This is a genomic window from Rhodococcus triatomae (genome assembly GCF_014217785.1).
Classification (GTDB): domain Bacteria; phylum Actinomycetota; class Actinomycetes; order Mycobacteriales; family Mycobacteriaceae; genus Rhodococcus_F; species Rhodococcus_F triatomae.
Genome location: NZ_CP048814.1, coordinates 3,505,498 through 3,524,073 on the forward strand (window position 1 = coordinate 3,505,498; position 18,576 = coordinate 3,524,073).

At 66.3% G+C, this 18,576-nt stretch carries 25 protein-coding genes; 21 read left to right on the forward strand and 4 right to left on the reverse strand.

The genetic code is table 11. The features are described from left to right. Position 1: 1 nt before the first annotated feature. From G4H71_RS16620 to G4H71_RS16655, 8 genes are read left to right on the forward strand one after another with little or no spacing between them, the layout of a single operon-like run. Positions 2-1,348, forward strand: a complete 1,347-nt coding sequence (locus tag G4H71_RS16620) for an MCE family protein (protein WP_072739769.1) — start codon at positions 2-4, stop codon at positions 1,346-1,348. Next, on the forward strand, positions 1,345-2,364 hold the full coding sequence (locus tag G4H71_RS16625) for an MCE family protein (protein WP_072739770.1): 1,020 nt from the start codon (positions 1,345-1,347) through the stop codon (positions 2,362-2,364). The genes G4H71_RS16620 and G4H71_RS16625 overlap by 4 nt, the downstream gene beginning before the upstream one ends. After that, positions 2,364-3,413, forward strand: a complete 1,050-nt coding sequence (locus tag G4H71_RS16630; RefSeq protein ID WP_072739838.1) for an MCE family protein — start codon at positions 2,364-2,366, stop codon at positions 3,411-3,413. The genes G4H71_RS16625 and G4H71_RS16630 overlap by 1 nt, the downstream gene beginning before the upstream one ends. Next, on the forward strand, positions 3,410-4,549 hold the full coding sequence (locus G4H71_RS16635; protein WP_072739837.1) for an MCE family protein: 1,140 nt from the start codon (positions 3,410-3,412) through the stop codon (positions 4,547-4,549). Before G4H71_RS16630 ends, G4H71_RS16635 begins: the two co-directional genes overlap by 4 nt. Next, complete coding sequence (locus G4H71_RS16640) at positions 4,549-5,619, forward strand: MCE family protein (RefSeq protein WP_083343304.1); 1,071 nt, start codon at positions 4,549-4,551, stop codon at positions 5,617-5,619. Before G4H71_RS16635 ends, G4H71_RS16640 begins: the two co-directional genes overlap by 1 nt. Next, positions 5,616-6,836 (forward strand): MlaD family protein, encoded by a 1,221-nt coding sequence (locus G4H71_RS16645; RefSeq protein ID WP_072739771.1) that lies wholly within the window; start codon positions 5,616-5,618, stop codon positions 6,834-6,836. Before G4H71_RS16640 ends, G4H71_RS16645 begins: the two co-directional genes overlap by 4 nt. A 46-nt stretch (positions 6,837-6,882) precedes the next feature. After that, complete coding sequence (locus tag G4H71_RS16650; protein ID WP_083343303.1) at positions 6,883-7,419, forward strand: Rv1363c family protein; 537 nt, start codon at positions 6,883-6,885, stop codon at positions 7,417-7,419. Between the two features lie 37 nt (positions 7,420-7,456). Then, the gene (locus G4H71_RS16655; protein WP_072739773.1) at positions 7,457-8,362 is read left to right on the forward strand and encodes an oxygenase MpaB family protein; all 906 of its coding nucleotides are present in this window, start codon (positions 7,457-7,459) and stop codon (positions 8,360-8,362) included. A 39-nt stretch (positions 8,363-8,401) separates the two neighbouring features. On the opposite strand, the gene G4H71_RS16660 is transcribed toward G4H71_RS16655, so the two are convergent. From G4H71_RS16660 to G4H71_RS16675, 4 genes are all read right to left on the reverse strand, one after another. Further along, on the reverse strand, positions 8,402-9,277 hold the full coding sequence (locus G4H71_RS16660; RefSeq protein WP_072739774.1) for an ABC transporter permease: 876 nt from the start codon (positions 9,275-9,277) through the stop codon (positions 8,402-8,404). Continuing rightward, positions 9,274-10,083 (reverse strand): ABC transporter permease, encoded by an 810-nt coding sequence (locus G4H71_RS16665; protein ID WP_072739775.1) that lies wholly within the window; start codon positions 10,081-10,083, stop codon positions 9,274-9,276. The genes G4H71_RS16660 and G4H71_RS16665 overlap by 4 nt, the downstream gene beginning before the upstream one ends. Continuing rightward, positions 10,080-11,066, reverse strand: a complete 987-nt coding sequence (locus G4H71_RS16670) for an efflux ABC transporter ATPase subunit, DrrA-related (protein ID WP_072739776.1) — start codon at positions 11,064-11,066, stop codon at positions 10,080-10,082. The genes G4H71_RS16665 and G4H71_RS16670 overlap by 4 nt, the downstream gene beginning before the upstream one ends. A gap of 151 nt (positions 11,067-11,217) precedes the next feature. After that, a complete protein-coding gene (locus G4H71_RS16675) occupies positions 11,218-11,694 on the reverse strand; it encodes a hotdog fold domain-containing protein (RefSeq protein WP_072739777.1) in 477 nt (158 codons plus the stop codon). Positions 11,695-12,373: 679 nt separating this feature from the next. Here G4H71_RS16675 and rpsJ point away from each other — a divergent pair. The 13 genes from rpsJ (at position 12,374) to rplX (ending at position 18,576) form a co-directional block, all read left to right on the forward strand. After that, the gene (rpsJ, locus tag G4H71_RS16680) at positions 12,374-12,679 is read left to right on the forward strand and encodes a 30S ribosomal protein S10 (RefSeq protein ID WP_003938093.1); all 306 of its coding nucleotides are present in this window, start codon (positions 12,374-12,376) and stop codon (positions 12,677-12,679) included. Between the two features lie 28 nt (positions 12,680-12,707). Continuing rightward, positions 12,708-13,361 carry a 50S ribosomal protein L3 gene (rplC, locus tag G4H71_RS16685; RefSeq protein ID WP_072739778.1) on the forward strand — a complete coding sequence of 218 codons (654 nt, stop codon included), beginning with the start codon at positions 12,708-12,710 and terminating at the stop codon, positions 13,359-13,361. Beyond that, positions 13,358-14,038, forward strand: a complete 681-nt coding sequence (gene rplD / locus G4H71_RS16690) for a 50S ribosomal protein L4 (protein ID WP_072739779.1) — start codon at positions 13,358-13,360, stop codon at positions 14,036-14,038. The genes rplC and rplD overlap by 4 nt, the downstream gene beginning before the upstream one ends. Next, positions 14,035-14,340, forward strand: a complete 306-nt coding sequence (rplW, locus tag G4H71_RS16695) for a 50S ribosomal protein L23 (RefSeq protein ID WP_072739780.1) — start codon at positions 14,035-14,037, stop codon at positions 14,338-14,340. Before rplD ends, rplW begins: the two co-directional genes overlap by 4 nt. Positions 14,341-14,378: 38 nt before the next feature. Continuing rightward, positions 14,379-15,212, forward strand: a complete 834-nt coding sequence (rplB, locus tag G4H71_RS16700; RefSeq protein WP_072739781.1) for a 50S ribosomal protein L2 — start codon at positions 14,379-14,381, stop codon at positions 15,210-15,212. Positions 15,213-15,230: 18 nt separating this feature from the next. Further along, positions 15,231-15,512: a 30S ribosomal protein S19 gene (gene rpsS, locus G4H71_RS16705; protein ID WP_005518370.1), complete on the forward strand. Its 282-nt coding sequence runs from the start codon at positions 15,231-15,233 to the stop codon at positions 15,510-15,512. Continuing rightward, positions 15,509-15,937: a 50S ribosomal protein L22 gene (rplV, locus tag G4H71_RS16710; RefSeq protein WP_072739782.1), complete on the forward strand. Its 429-nt coding sequence runs from the start codon at positions 15,509-15,511 to the stop codon at positions 15,935-15,937. The genes rpsS and rplV overlap by 4 nt, the downstream gene beginning before the upstream one ends. Then, complete coding sequence (rpsC, locus tag G4H71_RS16715) at positions 15,937-16,743, forward strand: 30S ribosomal protein S3 (RefSeq protein WP_072739783.1); 807 nt, start codon at positions 15,937-15,939, stop codon at positions 16,741-16,743. Before rplV ends, rpsC begins: the two co-directional genes overlap by 1 nt. A 3-nt stretch (positions 16,744-16,746) precedes the next feature. Beyond that, a complete protein-coding gene (gene rplP / locus G4H71_RS16720) occupies positions 16,747-17,163 on the forward strand; it encodes a 50S ribosomal protein L16 (RefSeq protein ID WP_072739784.1) in 417 nt (138 codons plus the stop codon). Beyond that, positions 17,163-17,399 (forward strand): 50S ribosomal protein L29, encoded by a 237-nt coding sequence (gene rpmC, locus G4H71_RS16725; RefSeq protein ID WP_005239637.1) that lies wholly within the window; start codon positions 17,163-17,165, stop codon positions 17,397-17,399. Before rplP ends, rpmC begins: the two co-directional genes overlap by 1 nt. Continuing rightward, positions 17,396-17,677, forward strand: coding sequence for a 30S ribosomal protein S17 (gene rpsQ, locus G4H71_RS16730; RefSeq protein WP_072739785.1), 282 nt, complete (start codon positions 17,396-17,398; stop codon positions 17,675-17,677). The genes rpmC and rpsQ overlap by 4 nt, the downstream gene beginning before the upstream one ends. 213 nt (positions 17,678-17,890) lie before the next feature. After that, positions 17,891-18,259, forward strand: a complete 369-nt coding sequence (rplN, locus tag G4H71_RS16735; RefSeq protein WP_072739787.1) for a 50S ribosomal protein L14 — start codon at positions 17,891-17,893, stop codon at positions 18,257-18,259. Next, the gene (rplX, locus tag G4H71_RS16740) at positions 18,259-18,576 is read left to right on the forward strand and encodes a 50S ribosomal protein L24 (protein WP_072739788.1); all 318 of its coding nucleotides are present in this window, start codon (positions 18,259-18,261) and stop codon (positions 18,574-18,576) included. The genes rplN and rplX overlap by 1 nt, the downstream gene beginning before the upstream one ends.

Sequence of the window (18,576 nt, forward strand, 5' to 3'; positions counted from 1 at the left end):
AATGGATCAGCTCACCGGAAGGGGGCAGCTGTCGCTCGGGCTCCGCGGTGTCCTGGCAGTGGTGCTGGCCTTGGTGGTGGCCATTCTCATGGTGCTACGTGGCACCGGGAACCTCCGCCAGGACGCCGAGATCACCGTGGGGATCCCCGCGGCGGCCGGGCTCGTCAACGGCGAGGCCCCGGTGCGGTACCACGGGGTCAACATCGGCCGGATCGCCGCGATCGACTCGGGAACCGACGAATCCCTCGTGAGGCTGCGGATCGAATCCGAATCGCTCGCCCTCGTGCCGGACACGGTGTCCGCCCGCATCGTCCCCCGGACGTTCTTCGGGGACATCTATCTCCAGCTCGTCGACAATCCGCAGGCGAGGTCCGGTTCGAGCCTCGAGGACGGAGACCGGATCGCCGTGGACACCGGTCCGGAAGCCGTTGCGCTGTACGACGTCTACACCAAGCTCGTCGATGTCCTCGATCGCATGCAGCCACAGAAGGTCCAGACGGCACTCACTGCATTGGGACAGGCACTGGACGGGCGTGGCGACACCGTGGGCCGGATCGTGTCGCGACTGGGCGAGGTCTCCGACGTGCTCAGTCCGTCGGTGCAGGAGTTCCTCGAGTCCACTCCGGAATTCAGGGAGGTGATGGAATCGCTCGAACGCGCGACACCCGACATCGTGGCCACGCTCGCAGCGGCGACGTCGGTCTCGCACAGCATCGTCGCGCACCAGGACGGGCTTGCGGCCACGCTGGCGGCATCGGCCGGCTTCGCTGCCGTGCTCTCGCCGTTCTTCGGCGACAACCGCGAACAACTGATCACCGTTCTCGACGCGACGGGTGAGATTCTCGCGACCACGGCAGCCGATCCGGAGGGCCTGGTCGAGACACTGGACAAGGCCAGGACTTTCGGCGCGGCCGGTGGCCGGGTGTTCGCGACGGGAAGGTTCGACATCACCGCGGTGCCGAGCTTCGCCGACCCGCTGCCGTACGGACCCTCCGACTGCCCCCGCTACGGGGGACTGTCGAACCCGATGTGCGGAGCCTTCGGCGGAAGCGAGGCATCGGCGAATGCACGACCGGCCGGGTCGAGCCCGGGCGTCCCGGCTCCGGCCGGTGGGCCGGAGCGTGCGCAGCCCGAGATCGGTGACGTCGTGGACGGCGCGGCCGAGTCTCCGGTGCTGCGCTTCCTCGAGGAGCAACTCGGTGTCGGAAATCCCGGTGTCGGAAGCCCCGGTATCGGGACGCCCGACGGCGTCGCGGCACCGGCATCGGTCGACGCGGGCGCACCCAACCCGGCCACGGTGGTCATGCTCGGTCCGCTCGTTCGGGGGAAGCAGGTGACCGTGCGATGAAGATCCAGCGCCGCCAACTCGTGAGGTTGGCGATGTTCTGTGCGATCGGGCTCGGATGCGGTGTCCTGATGGCGAATACGCTGTCCGTCCCGGTTCGCGGTTCCAGCGAACGGTACGCACTCGAGTTCACCGACGTCGAAGGCCTCACCCCGGGCAACCCGGTCACCATGGCCGGCGTCCGCGTCGGCCGGGTGGATTCGATCGAGTTCACCGGAAGTGAGGGCGGCCGGGCAATCGCGCTGGTCGGGATCGAGGTCGAGGCGGATCATCCGCTTCCCGCGGACGTCACCGCCGCGGTCAGGTACGGCGACATGCTCGGTGCCCGGTTCGTCTCGCTCGCCGGCGGAGGCGACGCCGCGGAGCCGATCGAGCCCGGTGCGCTGATTCCGCTCAGCCGGACGACACCGCCCACCGACCTCACCGCGTTGATGAACGGCTTCAGGCCGCTCTTCGACGCGCTCGAGCCCGACCAGGTGAACACGCTCACGCGGAGTTTCGTCGAGACGTTCAGCGGGCAGGGCCAGGCGGTGGCGGACCTGCTCGCCCACATCGCCGAGATGAGTTCCGGCCTCGTCGCCCAGCAGGAGATCTTCTCCCAACTGGTGGGCAACATGGCGCAGCTGCTGAGCTCGGTGGACTCGCGGCAGCCCGAGCTCGAACGGTTCCTCACCGGCCTCGGCGCACTCAGTTCCACCGTGCTCGGCGACAACGATCAGCTCATCGCTCTTCTCGACGAGGGGAACTCGGTCGTGACGACACTCGCCGGGTCGATGGCCAGGACCAACGGAGAGTTCTCCCGCTCGGTGACGGACCTGAAGTCGGTCACCGACACCTGGATCGCGCACACCGAGGAATTCGACCGATTCGTCGCGAATCTGCCGCAGTTCGCCGACGGGGTCAACCGGATCGGCAGCTACGGCGGCTTCATCAGCTTGTACCTGTGCAACTTCACACTGAAAGCAGGGGAATTGGAAGCGAACATCTTCGGCCCGACGCACTCGCCGGTGTGCTCATGATGTTCCTGGTCAAGCTCATCGACGTCTTCGTGGGCATCATGCTGTTCCTGTTCAAGGGGGAACGCCGCGCGGGTTCGGCGACCCCTCTCGTTCTCGGCACTCTCGGAATCGTGCTCCTCGTCGCGGGCCTCGGCATCGCGATCGGAATCCCCAAGGGGTGGTATCTGATGCGGACCAGCCCCTACGTCGCCGAGATGACGAATGCCAGCGGGCTGTCGAGTGGCGATCCGGTGTATGTAGCGGGTGTTCCCGCCGGACGGGTCGAGAACATCGGGCTCGCCGGCGATCACGTCCGCATCGACTTCCGACTCGACAACGGTCAACCGCTGGGCAACCAGACGACGGCGACGGTGCGCCTGAAGACGGTGCTCGGGAAGCGCTACCTGGAGGTCGTCCCTGCCGGGGTCGTGCTCGAGGGGGAGAATCTGATCCCGCGCTCGCGCACGACGGTCCCGTACAGCCTCGACGAAGTCAGTGCCGATGCGACCGACGCAGCCGACAATGTCGATCTCGACTCGGTGAAGGCGATGATGTCCACCCTGTCCCAGGTGATGCCGGAGGATTCGGAACAGTTGGGCGCCGCTCTCGCCGGAATCAGCGGTGCCTCGGCGGCTTTCGCGCAGAACGGCGAACAGATGGATCAGCTGTTGGTGATGTCGCGGACCCTGTCCGATCTCATGGTGGCTCAGACGGACTCCCTGATGACCACCGCCGCGAACGCGCAGTCGATCGTCCGGACTCTCGCGGTGCGCAAGGAGGCACTGACCCAGTTGATCGACCACCTCACCACGATCACCGCGACACTCGCGCAGTCCTTCACCCGGAACGAGGAGGTGTTCGGGCAGATGGTCACCAACCTCGTCCACGTCACCGACACACTGAAACGTAATGTCGAGCAGATAGATCTACTCCTGACCAGGCTGCCGTCGTCGTTGCGCAAGGTCACCGACGCGACCGGCAACGGGACGTGGGCGGATGTGACTGCCCCCGCCGCGGTGCTTCCGGACAATCTCCTGTGCGCGATCGGTGTGATGGGAGGGTGCAGATGACCGCGGAGATCCAGGCGCCGTCCCCTCCGCCCCGGAGTCGTGGCCGCGTCGTGGCGACGCTTCTGGTGCTCGCGCTGGTGATCGGTGCGGCGAGCTGGTTCGTGTTCGGGCGGACCGACTCGAGCCGAACCGTCTATGCGGACTTCGGTTTCGTCAACGGGATCTACACCGGCAGCCGGGTCACGGTGCTCGGCGTGCCCGTCGGAACCGTCACCTCCCTCGAGCCGAAAGGCACCCACGTGCGGGTGGCGATGTCGGTCCAGGGAGACGTCGAACTCCCCGAGCAGACGTCGGCGTACGTCCTCAACCCCTCCGTCATCAGCGACCGCCACATCGAGTTGGGCCCGGCCTATCAGGGCGGGCCGACGCTCGCCGACGGGGCCGAGATCCCGCAGGAGCGCGCCCACTCGCCGATCGACTTCGACGGATTGATGGGCAGCCTGCGCGTGCTCTCGGAGACACTCGGTGCCGACGGAGGCGACATCGGGCAGTTGCTCGCGCAGAGCGCGGAGAGCTGGCGGGGTCAGGGCGAGCAGTTCAACGCGGCCGTGAGAAATCTCAGCTCCGCAACCGGCGTGGTCGGGGCTCGCAGTGAGGACATCGCGGTGCTCGTGGCCAATCTCGATCACCTGATGCGGGCTCTGGACTCGCGCCAGATCTCGCTCGACGCTCTGGTGGAGGGGCTCGGAGAGCTCGGTGACGAATGGTCGCGGCAGGACCTCGACATCTCCGCGCCGCTGCAGGATCTCCGGATCGTGCTCGATCAGATGAACACCTTCATGCAGCAGCACGGCGACGACGTGGGAGCAGTAGCGGAAAACCTCGACGTCCTGGGGCAGACACTGAACGCTCACCAACCGGGGCTGGCCGAGTTCATGGACCTCGTCCCGCTCATGATGCAGAACCTGGGCAACTCCATCGGTCCCGACAATCGCGGACGCATCCGATTGAACGTGTCCACCTCGCTGACCCAGTTCGCGATCGCGAAGCCACTGTGTGACGCCCACCCCCTTCCGCTGTGCACGGGCGCGGGCTTCACCAATCCGATCTCGTTCCCGATCAGCGCATCGGATCCGCTGGGCATCGTCTCGGCCGTCACCGGTGGCGCCCTCCCGTCGGAAGGGGGAGGCAACTGATGGAAGGGAACCGAATGGCCTCGTCGATCCAGTGGGCCCGGATCGTCGCCGCCGGTGCCGGATGCGTGGTCCTGGCCGGCTGCGGAGCGGGCATCCAGGATCTCCCGCTGGGGCGGTCGGCCAGCGCAACGGCATACGACGTGACCGTGCAACTCGCCACCGCGGACGGCCTGGTCCTCGGCGCGGACGTGCGCAACGGCCAGAAGGTGATCGGCCGAGTGGCCGAACTCCGGCCGGACCAGGTGGGGGCGGCCGTGCGGTTGAGCCTGGATTCGACCGTGCCGCTGCCCGAGAACGTCGAGGCTGCGGTCGAACTCCCGTCCGCGCTCGGCAGCCCGTTCATCCGGCTGACGGCACCCGACGACCCCTCCTCCCGGCCACTCCGCAACGGCGACGTCGTTCCCGAATCGCGTACCGAGATCGGGCCCCAGGTGGAGACGGCACTCGCCACCCTCGGCACGGTGCTCACCGGAAGCGGAATCAGCCAACTCGACACGATCGTGCGGGAGCTGAACGTCGCGTTCGCCGGGCGCTCCGGCGACGTCCGATCGCTGACCCGGACGATGACCGATCTCATGGCGTCGGCGTCCCGGCACCAGGACGATTTCGACCGGGCCATGGTGCTCGCCACCCGAGTGTCCGGGCAGCTGACGGCGCAGCAGCAGGTGGTCGACGGCTACCTCGACGTCGTGCCGCCGGTGATCGACGTGCTCCTTCGGCAGAAGGATGCGATCGCCTCCCTGCTGAACTCCACCGCTCAGCTCGCGGTGAACGCCAATTCCGTTCTGGCACAGTCCCCGACGGGAATGGATGCCATGTTGAGCGATGCCTCGACAGTGGTGGGTGCGCTGGACTCGTTCAACGATCGGATCGGCGGCACTCTCACGAACATGAACACCTTCCTCGAGACGTTCCAGACTGCGGTGCGGGGTGACTACCTGGTGTTCGACGGGGCACTGGACATTCCCGGAGGCATCGACAAGCTGCTGACCGGAGGGATGTTCCTGGGCAGCAACGCCGCCCCGCCCCTGGAGACCCTCGAGGACCTGCTCACGGGAGGGGCACGATGACACGTCTGGCCTTCGTGCAACTCGTCCTCTTCGCGATCACCGCAGCGGTCGTCGTTCCCTACGGGATCTATTACGTCGTCGGCCCGGCCGGTCTGACGGGGCAGCTGCGCGTGCACTCGATCATGACGAATGCGATGGGTCTGACCCCGGGAACCAGCGTCACCTATCGCGGGATACCTGTCGGCACGGTCGACTCCGTGGCTCTCGACCCTGCGGGTGGCGGGGCCCGGGTGGAGTACGTCCTCGACGGAGGCGTGCCGATTCCCGCGGACAGCGTCGCCAAGGCGACGATGGGGACGGTCGCGGGCATCCAGAACGTCGACATCTACCCCAACACCGCCGAGGGGCCGTACCTCGAGGACGGGGATCTGCTGCCCGCGCCGGAGGATCAGCAGCCGGTGCAGATGGATGGGCTCATGCTCGAGGCGAGCACCCTCCTCCAGGGCATCGACCCGCAGTCGGTCAGCGACCTCGGCACCGAGATGGGTGCCTCGTTCGAGGGACTGGGGCCGAGTCTCGCCGCGATGATCGACGACGGGGATTCGCTGTCCGTGCAGCTTCGCGATCAGGCACCTGCTCTCCAGTCGCTGCTCGCGAGGACCGCGCGTCTGGTCGACACGATGGCGGGCGAATCCGACTCCTTCGTCGACGGGATGGCAGCCGCACGGGATCTGGCAACCCAACTCGACGCCAATGCGCCGGTACTGGTGTACCTCACCGACCAATCTCCGCAGTCGCTGGCGAACGCGCAGCAGCTGTTCGACCGATACCAGGGGACGTTCGGCAGTGTCCTCGCCAACCTCGCCACCGTGGAACCGATCATCGCCGAGCGCAGCGACGCGCTCGCGTCCGGCCTGGTCGACATTCCGGCAGGCCTCGCGAGACTCGAATCGATCGTCACGGGCGACCGGGCGGACTTCGCCCTCATCGCCACGCAGGGGCCGGTGTGCAACTACCCGACCGAGCGCCGAGCCGTCGGCGACCTGAGTCCCACCTCGCCGAACCTGAACCTGTACTGCCCACCAGCGCGGGATCTGGCTACCAGGGGAGCGCAGAACGCGCCCCGCCCGAACGATCTCGGCCTGCAGGGTTCGACGACACCCGGCTCCGTGATCGGACCGCCCGTGGTCGAGGACCCGATCCTCATTCCCACCGGCGTCGATGCATTGAACTATTGGAGATCGCTCTTGGAAGGACTCGGCAGTGCCACACGATGAATCAGCAGGGTCACACGATGGATCGGCAGGCACCGCGACCGGGACATTGACCTCACCGGCGATTCCCCCGGAGGCGTCGACCGCTGCCGGGGACGGCCGCCGGACGAACCGCGTCGGTGCGAGAACGATACTCGCCGGTGCGCTGGTGCTCGCGTTGGTCGCGTTCGCCGCGGTGATGACCGTGCAGGTCCTCTCGGGCCGCGGAGAGAACGGACTACGCACCGAGGCCGTCGATGTCGCCCGCGACTATGCCGTCGCGATGTCGTCGTTCGACTACCAGAACCTGGATGCGAACCGCGAGACGATCGCCGAGATGTCCACTCCGGCATTCGCGCACACGTACAACGAGATGGTGGACGCCCTGGCCGGAATCGTCACGGACGGTCAGGGGCAGGCGACGGCGACCGCGGAGCATGTTGCGGTGGAGAGCCTCGACGACGGTCGCGCGGTCGTGCTGGTGTTCGCGGACCAGCAGGCCGTCAACGTGACGGCACCGGAGGGAAACACGCAGAAGTACCGCATGGTGCTCACTCTCGTCCGGGACGGCGATCGCTGGCTGGTCGACGACGTCCAGACGATCTGAGCGACGGACGGGATACCGGAGAACACGAGGAGACGACATGCCTGCCGAGTACATCGAGAAGGACAGTCCGCCGCGGCTGACCAGTGCCCGTACCCGCATACCCATCACGACCGACCGTCGTCGATGGACGAAGAAGTCGCCCGACATCACCGATGCCCTCGACTTCTGGGCCTTCGCCGGTGCGGCCGCCAATGTCGCCATGCAGATCGGCTGGCCGGAGGTCGCGTACGGCGTGATGGAGAGCAAGGTCGAATCCGGCGCCCTGATGCATCATCCGTGGAAGCGGGCCCGGACGACCACCCAGTATCTCGCGGTCGCGATTCTCGGCACCGACGAGGAGCGGCGCGCGTATCGGGAGGCCGTCAACGGCGCCCACCGGCACGTACGTTCGGACGAGAACAGCCCGGTCCGGTACAACGCCTTCAACCGTGATCTGCAGATGTGGGTGGCGGCGTGCCTGTACCTCGGGTTCGAGGACACCTTCCAGCTGTTGCACGGCAGGATGTCCGACGAGGACCTCGAGCACTTCTATCGGAACGCATCGACGTTGGGTACGACGCTGCAGGTGACCGAGGACATGTGGCCGGCCACCCGTGCCGACTTCGATCGGTACTGGAACTCTGCGTGCGAACGGGTCACCTACGACGAGAAGACGAAGCAGTTCGTCGAGGACCTGATCGGCCTGGAGATGATCGCGCGGCCGATCCGGGCCCCGTTCCGGAACCTGCTGCGCTTCCTCACCATCGGAACTCTGGCACCCTACTTCCGCGAACAACTCGGGTTCGAGTGGACGGAGGACGACCGACGCCGATTCGAGCATCTCTTCATCTTCGTCTCGTTCGTCAACCGGTTCCTGCCGAAGTTCATCCGCCACGGTGGCAGTTTCATGCTCATGCGTGACCTGCGGCGGAGGATCCGCAAGGGGACGAACCCGATCGGATGACGGGCGAAGGACGCGGAGTTCGGTGGCTGGGTCCGCCGCTCACGGAGGTGTCCCGGCCGCCCGCCGGAATCCGCGCACGGCCGGGTAGGCGAAGAGGAGGATCGCGCCGACCGACCAGATCACCGTCTTGATCAGTGGCTCCGCCACCGGGCCGCCGAGGGACAGGCCCCGCATCGCGTCGATCGCGCACGACATCGGCTGGTTCTCCACGAAGGTCTGTAACCAGGTGGGATACGCGTTCGTGGGTACGAACCCGGAGTTGAAGAACAACAGGAGCGTCGCGAACAGCGAGAGCAACTCGACGAGAGGCAGCTTCGCACTCGCGACCGCCAGGGCAGTCACCATCGTCGCGAAGCCCAATCCGAGCAGCAACGGAATCAGCATCATCAGCAACCCGGGAAGAATGCCCTGGTCGAAGCGGAACCCGAGGGCGAAGCCGACCGCCACGATGAGCACCGTCGTCAGCATGATGCGTACCGCCTCGGCGAGCAGGCGGCTGGTCAGCCCGGACGCACGGTGCACGGGGAGGACCCAGAACCTGCTCAGCAACCCGGAGGCCCATTCCTGCCGCAAGGCCAACCCGCTCGCGATCGACCCGAACATGGCACCGACGATCGTCATCATCGGCGCGGTACCGAAGATGCTCGGTGTGCCGGTCGCTCTCGTGATCGAGATGCCGAGTACCGACCAGAGCATCAGGAGCATGAGGGCGGGATAGACGATGGCCTGGACCATCGTGCTGGGGTCGCGGATCCACCGCAGGAGCAGCCGCTGAGTTTGCAGCAGGGTGTGCGAGACGAAGGCCGCCGGCGAGTTCTCCGCGCGGGGATCGGTGACCTCGGGGAAGGTCACCGGGGTCCCCGAGGTGCCCGAGGCTGCTGACGCAGGCCCCCCGGTCGTCTTCGGCGCCGTCATCCTCGCCTCACATTCGCCCAGATCGACAGCGGGATGAACACACCCGCGAGTCCTGCGCACCAGAGCAGTGACGGCAGCAGTACGGGAAGGGTGATCGCGCCCTCACTCATTGCCCGCATCGCGCCCGCGAACTGGGAGATCGGCTGATTCCGGACGAATCCCTGTGCCCACGAAGGGAACTGTTCCACCGGGACGAAACCGGAGGAGAACATGCCCAGGATCAGCTGGGGGAGTGTCAGTGCCTGGCTGGTCACCTCGGGGCTCTTCGTCAGAGTGCCCAGGGCATCCGCGCCTGCCGTCAGGGTGAAGCCGACGAGCATGGCCAGGGCGCAGAAGCCGATCGTGTACGTCAGCCCGCCCTGGAAGCGGAATCCGATCACGAGTCCGTAGCCGATGGCCGCGACCAGCGAGATGGAGGAGTGGACGAAGCAGGCGGTCATCCGCGCACCCAGTGGGACACCCACCGCGACGGGCATCGTCTGGAATCGCGACTTCATCCCGTTCGACGCCTCGGTCGCCGCGCGGTGGGCCGCGGAGATCGCCGTGAACGCCATGGCCTGCAGCACGATGATCGGCATCACGAACTGCGCGTAGTCGATGCCCTGGAACCGCATCACCAGGCGCAGTGGGAGGTAGAAGCCGACCGTGAATATCAGTGGCGCGATGACCGCGATGAAGAACTGCCCGCTGATCCACATCGTGTGCAGGCTCCGGCCGGACAGCGCGCTCCACTGCCGCAGCCATGTCGGCTCCGGTGCGCGATGCCGCCCGGCCCTGGCCCGGGTGGCCACTGCCGTCGAGCTCATCGCCGAGGAGCCTCGTGCTGCGGGGCTTCCTCGAGCACGGCACCGTGCCCGGTGAGCGCGAGGAACACGTCGTCGAGCGACGGCCGGCGCAGGGCGATGTCGGCCAGTTCGATGCGGGCCACGTCGAGGCGCCGGAGCACTTCGGCGAGAGTTCGCGCACCGTACGGTGCCGGGATGGACAACCGGTCGTGCCCGGTCTCGATGATCCGCTCGGGTGGGCACAACGACACCAGTACCTCGCGCACCCGGGGCAGATCGCCGAGCCGCAACGGCACCACCTCACAGTAGGAACCGCCGGTGCGCGCCTTGAGTTGGTCCGCGGTGCCCTCCGCGATCACCGTGCCCTTGTCGATGACGACGATGTTGTCGCTGAGCAGATCTGCTTCCTCGAGGTACTGCGTCGTGAGCAGGATGGTGATGCCCTGCTTCTTGAGCGTGGACACCAGTGACCACACCCCCTGGCGACTACGGGGATCGAGGCCGGTGGTCGGCTCGTCGAGGAACACCACCGAAGGCCGGGTCACCAGACCACACGCGATGTCCACCCTGCGCCGCATGCCGCCGGAGTAGCCGGAGACCTTGCGATCTCCGGCGTCCACCAGATCGAACTGTTCGAGGAGTTCGGCAGCGCGTGCTCTGGCGTTGGCGCGGGTGAGGCCGAGCAGCCGCCCGAACAGCACGAGATTCTCACGTCCGGTGAGTGATTCGTCGAGGGCGGCGTACTGGCCCGTCATCATGATCGATCGTCGGACCTGTGCGGCGTCGGTGACCACGTCGTGTCCCGCCACCACGGCGCGCCCGGCGTCCGGACGCAGGAGCGTCGACAGCACGTTGACCGTCGTCGTCTTTCCCGCGCCGTTGGGTCCGAGGACACCGAGGACGCTGCCTCGTGGGGCCTCGAAACTGACTCCACGCAGGGCCCGGACGTCCCCGAAGGACTTCTCGATTCCTTCGACCAGGACGGCCGCGTCGGGTGCAGGCATGTCCTCGAGTATGGCATGTGGCCACCGACGCCCGGGCGGCGTACGGGAGGTTGTCACAGAGCCGGCGAGACTACCCGAAATGGTGTAACACCAGCAGGATTACCGGCGATCGGGCACCTGCCGAATTGCGGTCCGGGCGCGCCGAGGGGCCTCAGGCGGGGGTGATCCACGTGGTGATCTCGGCATGCACCACCTCGGTCCCGGCGCGGTCGAGAATCCGGATCGGAACGATCAGGTCCGTACCTTCGGTGATCGCCGAGAAGTCGGGAAGCGTCTCCAGTGCGGCGACCGCGTGCAGCCCGGTCTCCGCCTTGGCCAGGTACCTGACGGTCATTCCCTTGGGTATCCAGCGGTGGCTACCGGGAACGGTGGCCTCACAGAGCATGCCCATCGCCACCTCTGCGAGGTTGCAGGCCGCGATGGCGTGGAAGGTGCCGATGTGGTTGCGGATGCCCCACCACTTCGGTGCGCGGACCTCGCAGCGGCCCGGCTCCATCACGATGACCCGGGGCAGGATCGAACCGAAGTAGGGAACGCGTACGCACATCCCCACGGAGAACAGAGCGTGTCCCAGCCCGTTGTCGGGGAGCTTGGTCCAGGCACGGTAGGTCGGACTGGTCGTCGTCATGGCGCTACCTTACTTCAAAGTAAGTTCACTCCCCGTTGTTCCTCTCCCCGCTCCTCCCGCTGTTCCTCCCCTGGGTGAAGGTGGCCTTCGGTAGCCTGGATCAGGCACAGGGTCCCTTCACCCGGGCGGGGGAGCGGGTCGGGGCGGGGGAGGGGAGCGGATCGGGTGTCCGGACGGGCGACGAGGGTGCTTCGTCGGGCCGAGTCGCAGGCCGGAGTGAGGCGCCGGGTGAGCCCCGAGTTGAACGCCGGGTGAGCCCCGAGTTGAACTCAGCCGGTGGGTCCTGCATACTGTTCGGGTTGCCTTGTTCGGGACGCGATGTTTTGCGTCCGCGGCGCGGTCGCTCGGAAACGTGCGGCTCGCTCCCGATGCGGATCTCGACACGAGCAAGGCCATGCAGGACGGAAGCAGTTCCGACCAGTGCCCGGTTTCGGGCGCGTCCGGTTTCGTCTCCGCTCAGGTGACCGCGAGGTCCCGGAGCGGAGAAAAAGCAGGAGGGCGACACGCCCGACCGCGTGGACCGGAGAACCATGACAGATGAACAGCGGCAGCGGATCCGGGTGTGTCCCGGACGCAACCAGTGTTCTTCGTCGTGGTCGTCACCAGGGACTGTGCAGACGAGGTAGTTCGGCTCGACCCGAGTCGGATTACGAACCGCGGCAAGAAAAGGACACTAAGCGTGGCGGGACAGAAGATCCGCATCAGGCTCAAGGCCTACGACCATGAGGCGATCGACGCGTCGGCGCGCAAGATCGTCGAGACGGTGACCCGTACCGGGGCCCGTGTCGTCGGACCGGTGCCGTTGCCGACCGAAAAGAACGTGTACTGCGTCATCCGCTCGCCGCACAAGTACAAGGACTCGCGCGAGCACTTCGAGATGCGTACTCACAAGCGGCTTATCGACATCCTCGACCCGACGCCCAAGACGGTGGACGCACTCATGCGTATCGACCTTCCGGCGAGCGTCGACGTAAACATCCAGTGAGCTTGGAAAGACGCAGCGGAGATATCACATGACTAACCAGATCAAGGGACTTCTGGGCACCAAGCTCGGCATGACCCAGGTCTTCGACGAGAACAACCGGGTCGTTCCGGTCACCGTCGTCAAGGCCGGTCCGAATGTCGTCACCCAGATCCGCACCGAGGAGCGCGACGGCTACAGCGCCGTGCAGCTCGCGTTCGGCGCCATCGACCCCCGCAAGGTGAACAAGCCGACTTCCGGCCAGTTCGCCAAGGCCGGCGTCACGCCGCGTCGTCACATCGTCGAGTTCCGCGTTCCCGACACCTCGGAGTACGAGGTCGGCCAGGAACTCAGCGCCGAGGTGTTCGAGGACGGCGCTTTCGTCGACGTCACCGGAACCAGCAAGGGCAAGGGCTTCGCCGGAACCATGAAGCGGCACGGCTTCTCCGGTCAGGGCGCCTCGCACGGTGCTCAGGCCGTGCACCGTCGCCCCGGCTCGATCGGTGGCTGTGCCACTCCCGGCCGTGTCTTCAAGGGCATGCGGATGTCCGGTCGCATGGGTAGCGACCGGATCACGACGCAGAACCTCTCCGTCTACAAGGTGGACGCCGAGAACGGTCTGCTGCTGATCAAGGGTGCGATCCCCGGCCGCAAGGGTGGCCTCGTGATCGTCAAGAGCGCAGTGAAGGGTGGTGCGCGGGCATGACCAGCACCGAAACCAAGTTGACCCTCGACGTCAAGGCTCCCGGTGGCAAGACCAACGGCACCGTGGAACTGCCCGCCGAGATCTTCGATGCTCCCGCGAACATCGCGCTGATGCATCAGGTCGTCGTCGCGCAGCTCGCCGCCGCACGTCAGGGCACGCACTCCACGAAGACTCGTGGCGAGGTCCGCGGTGGTGGGCGCAAGCCGTACCGCCAGAAGGGCACCGGCCGCGCCCGTCAGGGCTCGACCCGCGCGCCGCAGTTCGCCGGCGGTGGCATCGTCCACGGACCGAAGCCGCGTGACTACAGCCAGCGGACGCCTAAGAAGATGAAGCTCGCCGCCCTGCGCGGTGCGCTCTCCGACCGGGCGCGCAGCGAGCGTATCCACGTGATCACCGAACTGGTGTCGGGCCAGGCCCCGTCCACCAAGAACGCGAAGGCGTTCCTCGGTGAGCTCACCGATCGTAAGAAGGTCCTTCTCGTCGTCGGACGCGAGGACGTCGCCGCGATCAAGAGCGTTCAGAACCTGCAGAACGTGCATGTGCTGGTTGCCGATCAGCTCAACACCTACGACGTGCTCGACAGCGACGACATCGTGTTCAGCGTGGAAGCGCTCAACGCCTTCGTCCACGGGCCCGCCGAGAGTGCACAGGAAGAGAAGAAGGAGGCGGCCAAGTGAGCACCATCGCTGACCCCCGCGACATCCTGCTGGCTCCGGTCATCTCCGAGAAGTCCTACGGACTGATGGAGGAAGGTACCTACACCTTCCTGGTGCACCCGGACTCGAACAAGACGCAGATCAAGATTGCCGTCGAGAAGGTTTTCGGCGTCACCGTGACCAGCGTCAACACCGCCAACCGTCAGGGCAAGCGCAAGCGGACCCGGTTCGGTTACGGCAAGCGCAAGGACACCAAGCGCGCGCTCGTGACCATCTCGTCCGACAGCAAGCCCATCGAGATCTTCGGGGGACCGGTCGCCTAGGCGCCGGGACTCGAGAGACGTAGAGGACGAGAAGACTCATGGCAATCCGTAAGTACAAGCCGACTACGCCGGGCCGCCGCGGCTCGAGCGTCTCGGACTTCGCCGAGATCACGCGGTCGACCCCCGAGAAGTCGCTGGTTCGCCCGCTGCACGGGCGCGGTGGACGTAACGCCCACGGTCGCATCACCACCCGGCACAAGGGTGGCGGACACAAGCGCGCCTACCGGCTGATCGATTTCCGTCGCAACGACAAGGACGGCGTGCCGGCCAAGGTCGCTCACATCGAGTACGACCCCAACCGCACCGCTCGCATCGCTCTGCTGCACTACGCAGACGGTGAGAAGCGCTACATCATCGCCCCCAAGGGCCTGGTGCAGGGCTCGCCCATCGAGTCGGGCCCGACGGCCGACATCAAGCCGGGCAACAACCTGCCGCTGCGCAACATCCCGACCGGTACCACCGTGCACGCGGTGGAGCTGCGTCCGGGTGGTGGCGCCAAGATGGCCCGTTCCGCAGGCGCGAGCATCCAGCTCCTCGGTAAGGAAGGCCCGTACGCCACGCTGCGTATGCCTTCCGGCGAGATCCGTCGCGTCGACGTGCGCTGCCGCGCCACCGTCGGCGAGGTCGGCAACGCCGAGCAGAGCAACATCAACTGGGGCAAGGCCGGCCGTATGCGCTGGAAGGGCAAGCGCCCCACCGTCCGTGGTGTCGTGATGAACCCGGTCGACCACCCGCACGGTGGTGGTGAGGGTAAGACCTCCGGTGGTCGCCACCCCGTCAGCCCCTGGGGTAAGCCCGAAGGGCGTACCCGCAAGAACAAGGCGAGCGACAAGCTCATCGTCCGTCGTCGCCGTACCGGCAAGAAGCGCTAGTCAAGGAGGGAGTGAAGGATGCCACGCAGCCTGAAGAAGGGCCCGTTCGTCGATGACCACCTCCTTGCGAAGGTGGACGTGCAGAACGAGAAGGGAACCAAGCAGGTCATCAAGACCTGGTCCCGTCGTTCCACGATCATCCCGGACTTCATCGGCCACACGTTCGCGGTGCACGACGGCCGCAAGCACGTTCCCGTGTTCGTCTCCGACTCGATGGTCGGGCACAAGCTCGGGGAGTTCGCACCGACCCGCACGTTCAAGGGTCACATCAAGGACGACCGGAAGAGCAAGCGCCGATGAGCAACGCGAATAGCTCGGCACAGCTGAGTACTGAAACCACCAATCCCACTGCAAAGGCGGTGGCGCGCCACGTGCGTGTCACGCCGATGAAGGCGCGACGCGTCGTGGACCTGGTTCGTGGACGTTCGGTCGAAGACGCCTTGAACATCCTGAAGTTCGCGCCGCAGGCAGCGAGCGAGCCGGTGGCGAAGGTCATCGCCAGTGCCGCCGCCAACGCCGAGAACAACCTCGACCTCGACCCGAGCACGCTCGTCGTCGCCACCGCGTACGTGGACGAGGGCGCGACCCTCAAGCGGTTCCAGCCGCGGGCACAGGGTCGTGCATTCCGGATCCGCAAGCGGACCAGCCACATCACCGTGATCGTGGAGAGCCTGCCGAAGACCGGAACATCGACCCGTAATCGCCGGAAGGGAAGTGCTCGATAGTGGGCCAGAAAATCAACCCGCACGGCTTCCGTCTCGGCATCACGACCGACTGGAAGTCCCGCTGGTACGCAGACAAGCAGTACGCGGAGTACGTCAAGGAAGACGTCGCCATCCGCAAGCTCCTCGCCACCGGCATGGAGCGCGCGGGCATCGCGAAGGTCGAGATCGAGCGCACCCGTGACCGTGTTCGTGTGGACATCCACACGGCTCGTCCGGGCATCGTCATCGGCCGCCGCGGCGCCGAGGCCGATCGCATCCGCGCCGAGCTCGAGAAGCTCACGGGCAAGCAGGTCCAGCTCAACATCCTCGAGGTGAAGAACCCCGAGTCCGAGGCCCAGCTAGTCGCGCAGGGCGTCGCCGAGCAGCTGTCCAACCGTGTCGCTTTCCGTCGCGCCATGCGCAAGGCCATCCAGTCGGCCATGCGTCAGCCGAACGTCAAGGGCATCCGGGTGCAGTGCTCCGGCCGTCTGGGCGGTGCCGAGATGAGCCGCTCCGAGTTCTACCGCGAGGGTCGGGTTCCGCTGCACACGCTGCGTGCGGACATCGACTACGGCCTCTACGAGGCCAAGACCACCTTCGGCCGCATCGGCGTGAAGGTCTGGATCTACAAGGGCGACATCGTCGGTGGCAAGCGCGAGCTCGCCGCCAACGTGGCAGCGCCCGCGGGCGACCGTCCGCGGCGTGAGCGCCCCAGCCGTCCGCGCCGTTCCGGTTCCGCCGGCACGACCGCGACCAGCACCGAGGCCGGCCGCGCCGCGACCGCCACCGCCGATGCACCCGCCACGACTGAACAGAAGGAGGGCTGACGCATGTTGATCCCACGGCGGGTCAAGCACCGCAAGCAGCACCATCCGAGCCGTTCGGGTGCCGCCAAGGGTGGGACCCGGGTGACCTTCGGTGACTACGGCATCCAGGCTCTCGAGCCGGCTTACATCACCAACCGGCAGATCGAGTCCGCTCGTATCGCCATGACCCGGCACATCAAGCGTGGCGGCAAGATCTGGATCAACATCTTCCCGGATCGCCCGCTCACCAAGAAGCCGGCCGAGACCCGCATGGGTTCCGGTAAGGGTTCGCCGGAGTGGTGGGTCGCGAACGTCAAGCCCGGTCGGGTTCTGTTCGAGATGAGCTACCCGAACGAGGAGATCGCCCGCGAGGCCCTGCGCCGCGCGATGCACAAGCTCCCGTGCAAGTGCCGGATCGTCACGAGGGAGGAGCAGTTCTGATGGCTACCGGAACCCCCGCAGCCGAGCTCCGCGAGCTCACCGAGGAAGAGCTGGTCACCCGGCTCCGTGAGTCGAAGGAAGAGCTGTTCAACCTTCGCTTCCAGATGGCCACCGGCCAGATGGACAACAATCGCCGACTTCGTACGGTTCGCCACGAGATCGCGCGCATCTACACCGTTCTGCGTGAGCGTGAGCTCGGGCTGGCCGTCGGTCCGGACGCAGGTGACGCGGCATGAGTGAGGAAAAGGCAGTGAGCACAGAAGAGCGCGGCAGCCGCAAGGTCCGCGTCGGATACGTGGTCTCCGACAAGATGGAGAAGACCATCGTGGTCGAGCTCGAGGACCGGGTCAAGCACCCGCTCTACGGCAAGATCATCCGGCGCACCAGCAAGGTCAAGGCCCACGACGAGAACGGTGTCGCCGGTATCGGCGACCGCGTCCAGCTGATGGAAACCCGTCCGCTGTCCGCGACGAAGCACTGGCGTCTCGTCGAGGTCCTCGAGAAGGCCAAGTAAGCCGATTTCGAGGCATGAGCAGTGATCCAGTACGATGGTGGGGTTGCCTTGCGCACGTCGCACGGCAGCCCCACCGTCGTGTCGCCCCCAGGGGCGGCCCGCGCAGGTGAGATGCCGCCCTCCGGGGCGGTTCCCGCCGGTGGGGTGTGGATACAGACCGCGCGTGTCGGGTCGGAAATCCGCCACGTAACAGTCCAGGTCAAGGAGAAGTAAGTGATTCAGCAGGAGTCGCGGCTTCGCGTCGCCGACAACACGGGTGCTAAGGAGATTCTCTGCATCCGCGTTCTCGGTGGCTCTTCGCGCCGCTACGCCGGGATCGGTGACGTCATCGTCGCCACCGTCAAGGACGCCATCCCTGGTGGAAACATCAAGAAGGGTGAGGTCGTCAAGGCCGTCATCGTTCGTACCGTCAAGGAGCGTCGCCGTCCGGACGGTTCCTACATCAAGTTCGACGAGAACGCCGCTGTCCTGATCAAGCCGGACAACGACCCTCGTGGAACCCGCATCTTCGGCCCCGTCGGCCGTGAGCTGCGTGAGAAGAAGTTCATGAAGATCGTCTCCCTCGCTCCGGAGGTGCTGTGATGAAGGTGCACAAGGGTGACACCGTGCTGGTCATCGCCGGCAAGGACAAGGGCGCGAAGGGCAAGGTCATCCAGGCCTTCCCGGCGACCGACAAGATCCTCGTCGAAGGCGTGAACCGCATCAAGAAGCACACCGCTGTTTCCGCGAACGAGCGCGGCGCCTCCTCGGGCGGCATCGTGACGCAGGAAGCCCCGATCCACGTTTCCAACGTCGCGGTCATCGACTCGGACGGCAACCCCACTCGCGTGGGCTACCGGACCGACGAGGAGACCGGCAAGCGCGTTCGGATTTCCCGGAAGAACGGGAAGGACATCTGA

What these genes read in the sequence shown, in the direction of transcription:
- rpsS (WP_005518370.1), top strand. Translation starts at nt 15,231, where the DNA reads ATGCCACGCAGCCTGAAGAAGGGCCCGTTCGTCGATGACCACCTCCTT.
- G4H71_RS16625 (WP_072739770.1), top strand. Translation starts at nt 1,345, where the DNA reads ATGAAGATCCAGCGCCGCCAACTCGTGAGGTTGGCGATGTTCTGTGCG.
- rplV (WP_072739782.1), top strand. Translation starts at nt 15,509, where the DNA reads ATGAGCAACGCGAATAGCTCGGCACAGCTGAGTACTGAAACCACCAAT.
- G4H71_RS16620 (WP_072739769.1), top strand. Translation starts at nt 2, where the DNA reads ATGGATCAGCTCACCGGAAGGGGGCAGCTGTCGCTCGGGCTCCGCGGT.
- rplB (WP_072739781.1), top strand. Translation starts at nt 14,379, where the DNA reads ATGGCAATCCGTAAGTACAAGCCGACTACGCCGGGCCGCCGCGGCTCG.
- rpmC (WP_005239637.1), top strand. Translation starts at nt 17,163, where the DNA reads ATGGCTACCGGAACCCCCGCAGCCGAGCTCCGCGAGCTCACCGAGGAA.
- G4H71_RS16655 (WP_072739773.1), top strand. Translation starts at nt 7,457, where the DNA reads ATGCCTGCCGAGTACATCGAGAAGGACAGTCCGCCGCGGCTGACCAGT.
- rplP (WP_072739784.1), top strand. Translation starts at nt 16,747, where the DNA reads ATGTTGATCCCACGGCGGGTCAAGCACCGCAAGCAGCACCATCCGAGC.
- G4H71_RS16630 (WP_072739838.1), top strand. Translation starts at nt 2,364, where the DNA reads ATGTTCCTGGTCAAGCTCATCGACGTCTTCGTGGGCATCATGCTGTTC.
- rpsQ (WP_072739785.1), top strand. Translation starts at nt 17,396, where the DNA reads ATGAGTGAGGAAAAGGCAGTGAGCACAGAAGAGCGCGGCAGCCGCAAG.
- G4H71_RS16640 (WP_083343304.1), top strand. Translation starts at nt 4,549, where the DNA reads ATGGAAGGGAACCGAATGGCCTCGTCGATCCAGTGGGCCCGGATCGTC.
- G4H71_RS16645 (WP_072739771.1), top strand. Translation starts at nt 5,616, where the DNA reads ATGACACGTCTGGCCTTCGTGCAACTCGTCCTCTTCGCGATCACCGCA.
- G4H71_RS16665 (WP_072739775.1), bottom strand. Translation starts at nt 10,083, where the DNA reads ATGAGCTCGACGGCAGTGGCCACCCGGGCCAGGGCCGGGCGGCATCGC.
- rplX (WP_072739788.1), top strand. Translation starts at nt 18,259, where the DNA reads ATGAAGGTGCACAAGGGTGACACCGTGCTGGTCATCGCCGGCAAGGAC.
- G4H71_RS16670 (WP_072739776.1), bottom strand. Translation starts at nt 11,066, where the DNA reads ATGCCTGCACCCGACGCGGCCGTCCTGGTCGAAGGAATCGAGAAGTCC.
- G4H71_RS16675 (WP_072739777.1), bottom strand. Translation starts at nt 11,694, where the DNA reads ATGACGACGACCAGTCCGACCTACCGTGCCTGGACCAAGCTCCCCGAC.
- G4H71_RS16635 (WP_072739837.1), top strand. Translation starts at nt 3,410, where the DNA reads ATGACCGCGGAGATCCAGGCGCCGTCCCCTCCGCCCCGGAGTCGTGGC.
- G4H71_RS16660 (WP_072739774.1), bottom strand. Translation starts at nt 9,277, where the DNA reads ATGACGGCGCCGAAGACGACCGGGGGGCCTGCGTCAGCAGCCTCGGGC.
- rplD (WP_072739779.1), top strand. Translation starts at nt 13,358, where the DNA reads ATGACCAGCACCGAAACCAAGTTGACCCTCGACGTCAAGGCTCCCGGT.
- rplC (WP_072739778.1), top strand. Translation starts at nt 12,708, where the DNA reads ATGACTAACCAGATCAAGGGACTTCTGGGCACCAAGCTCGGCATGACC.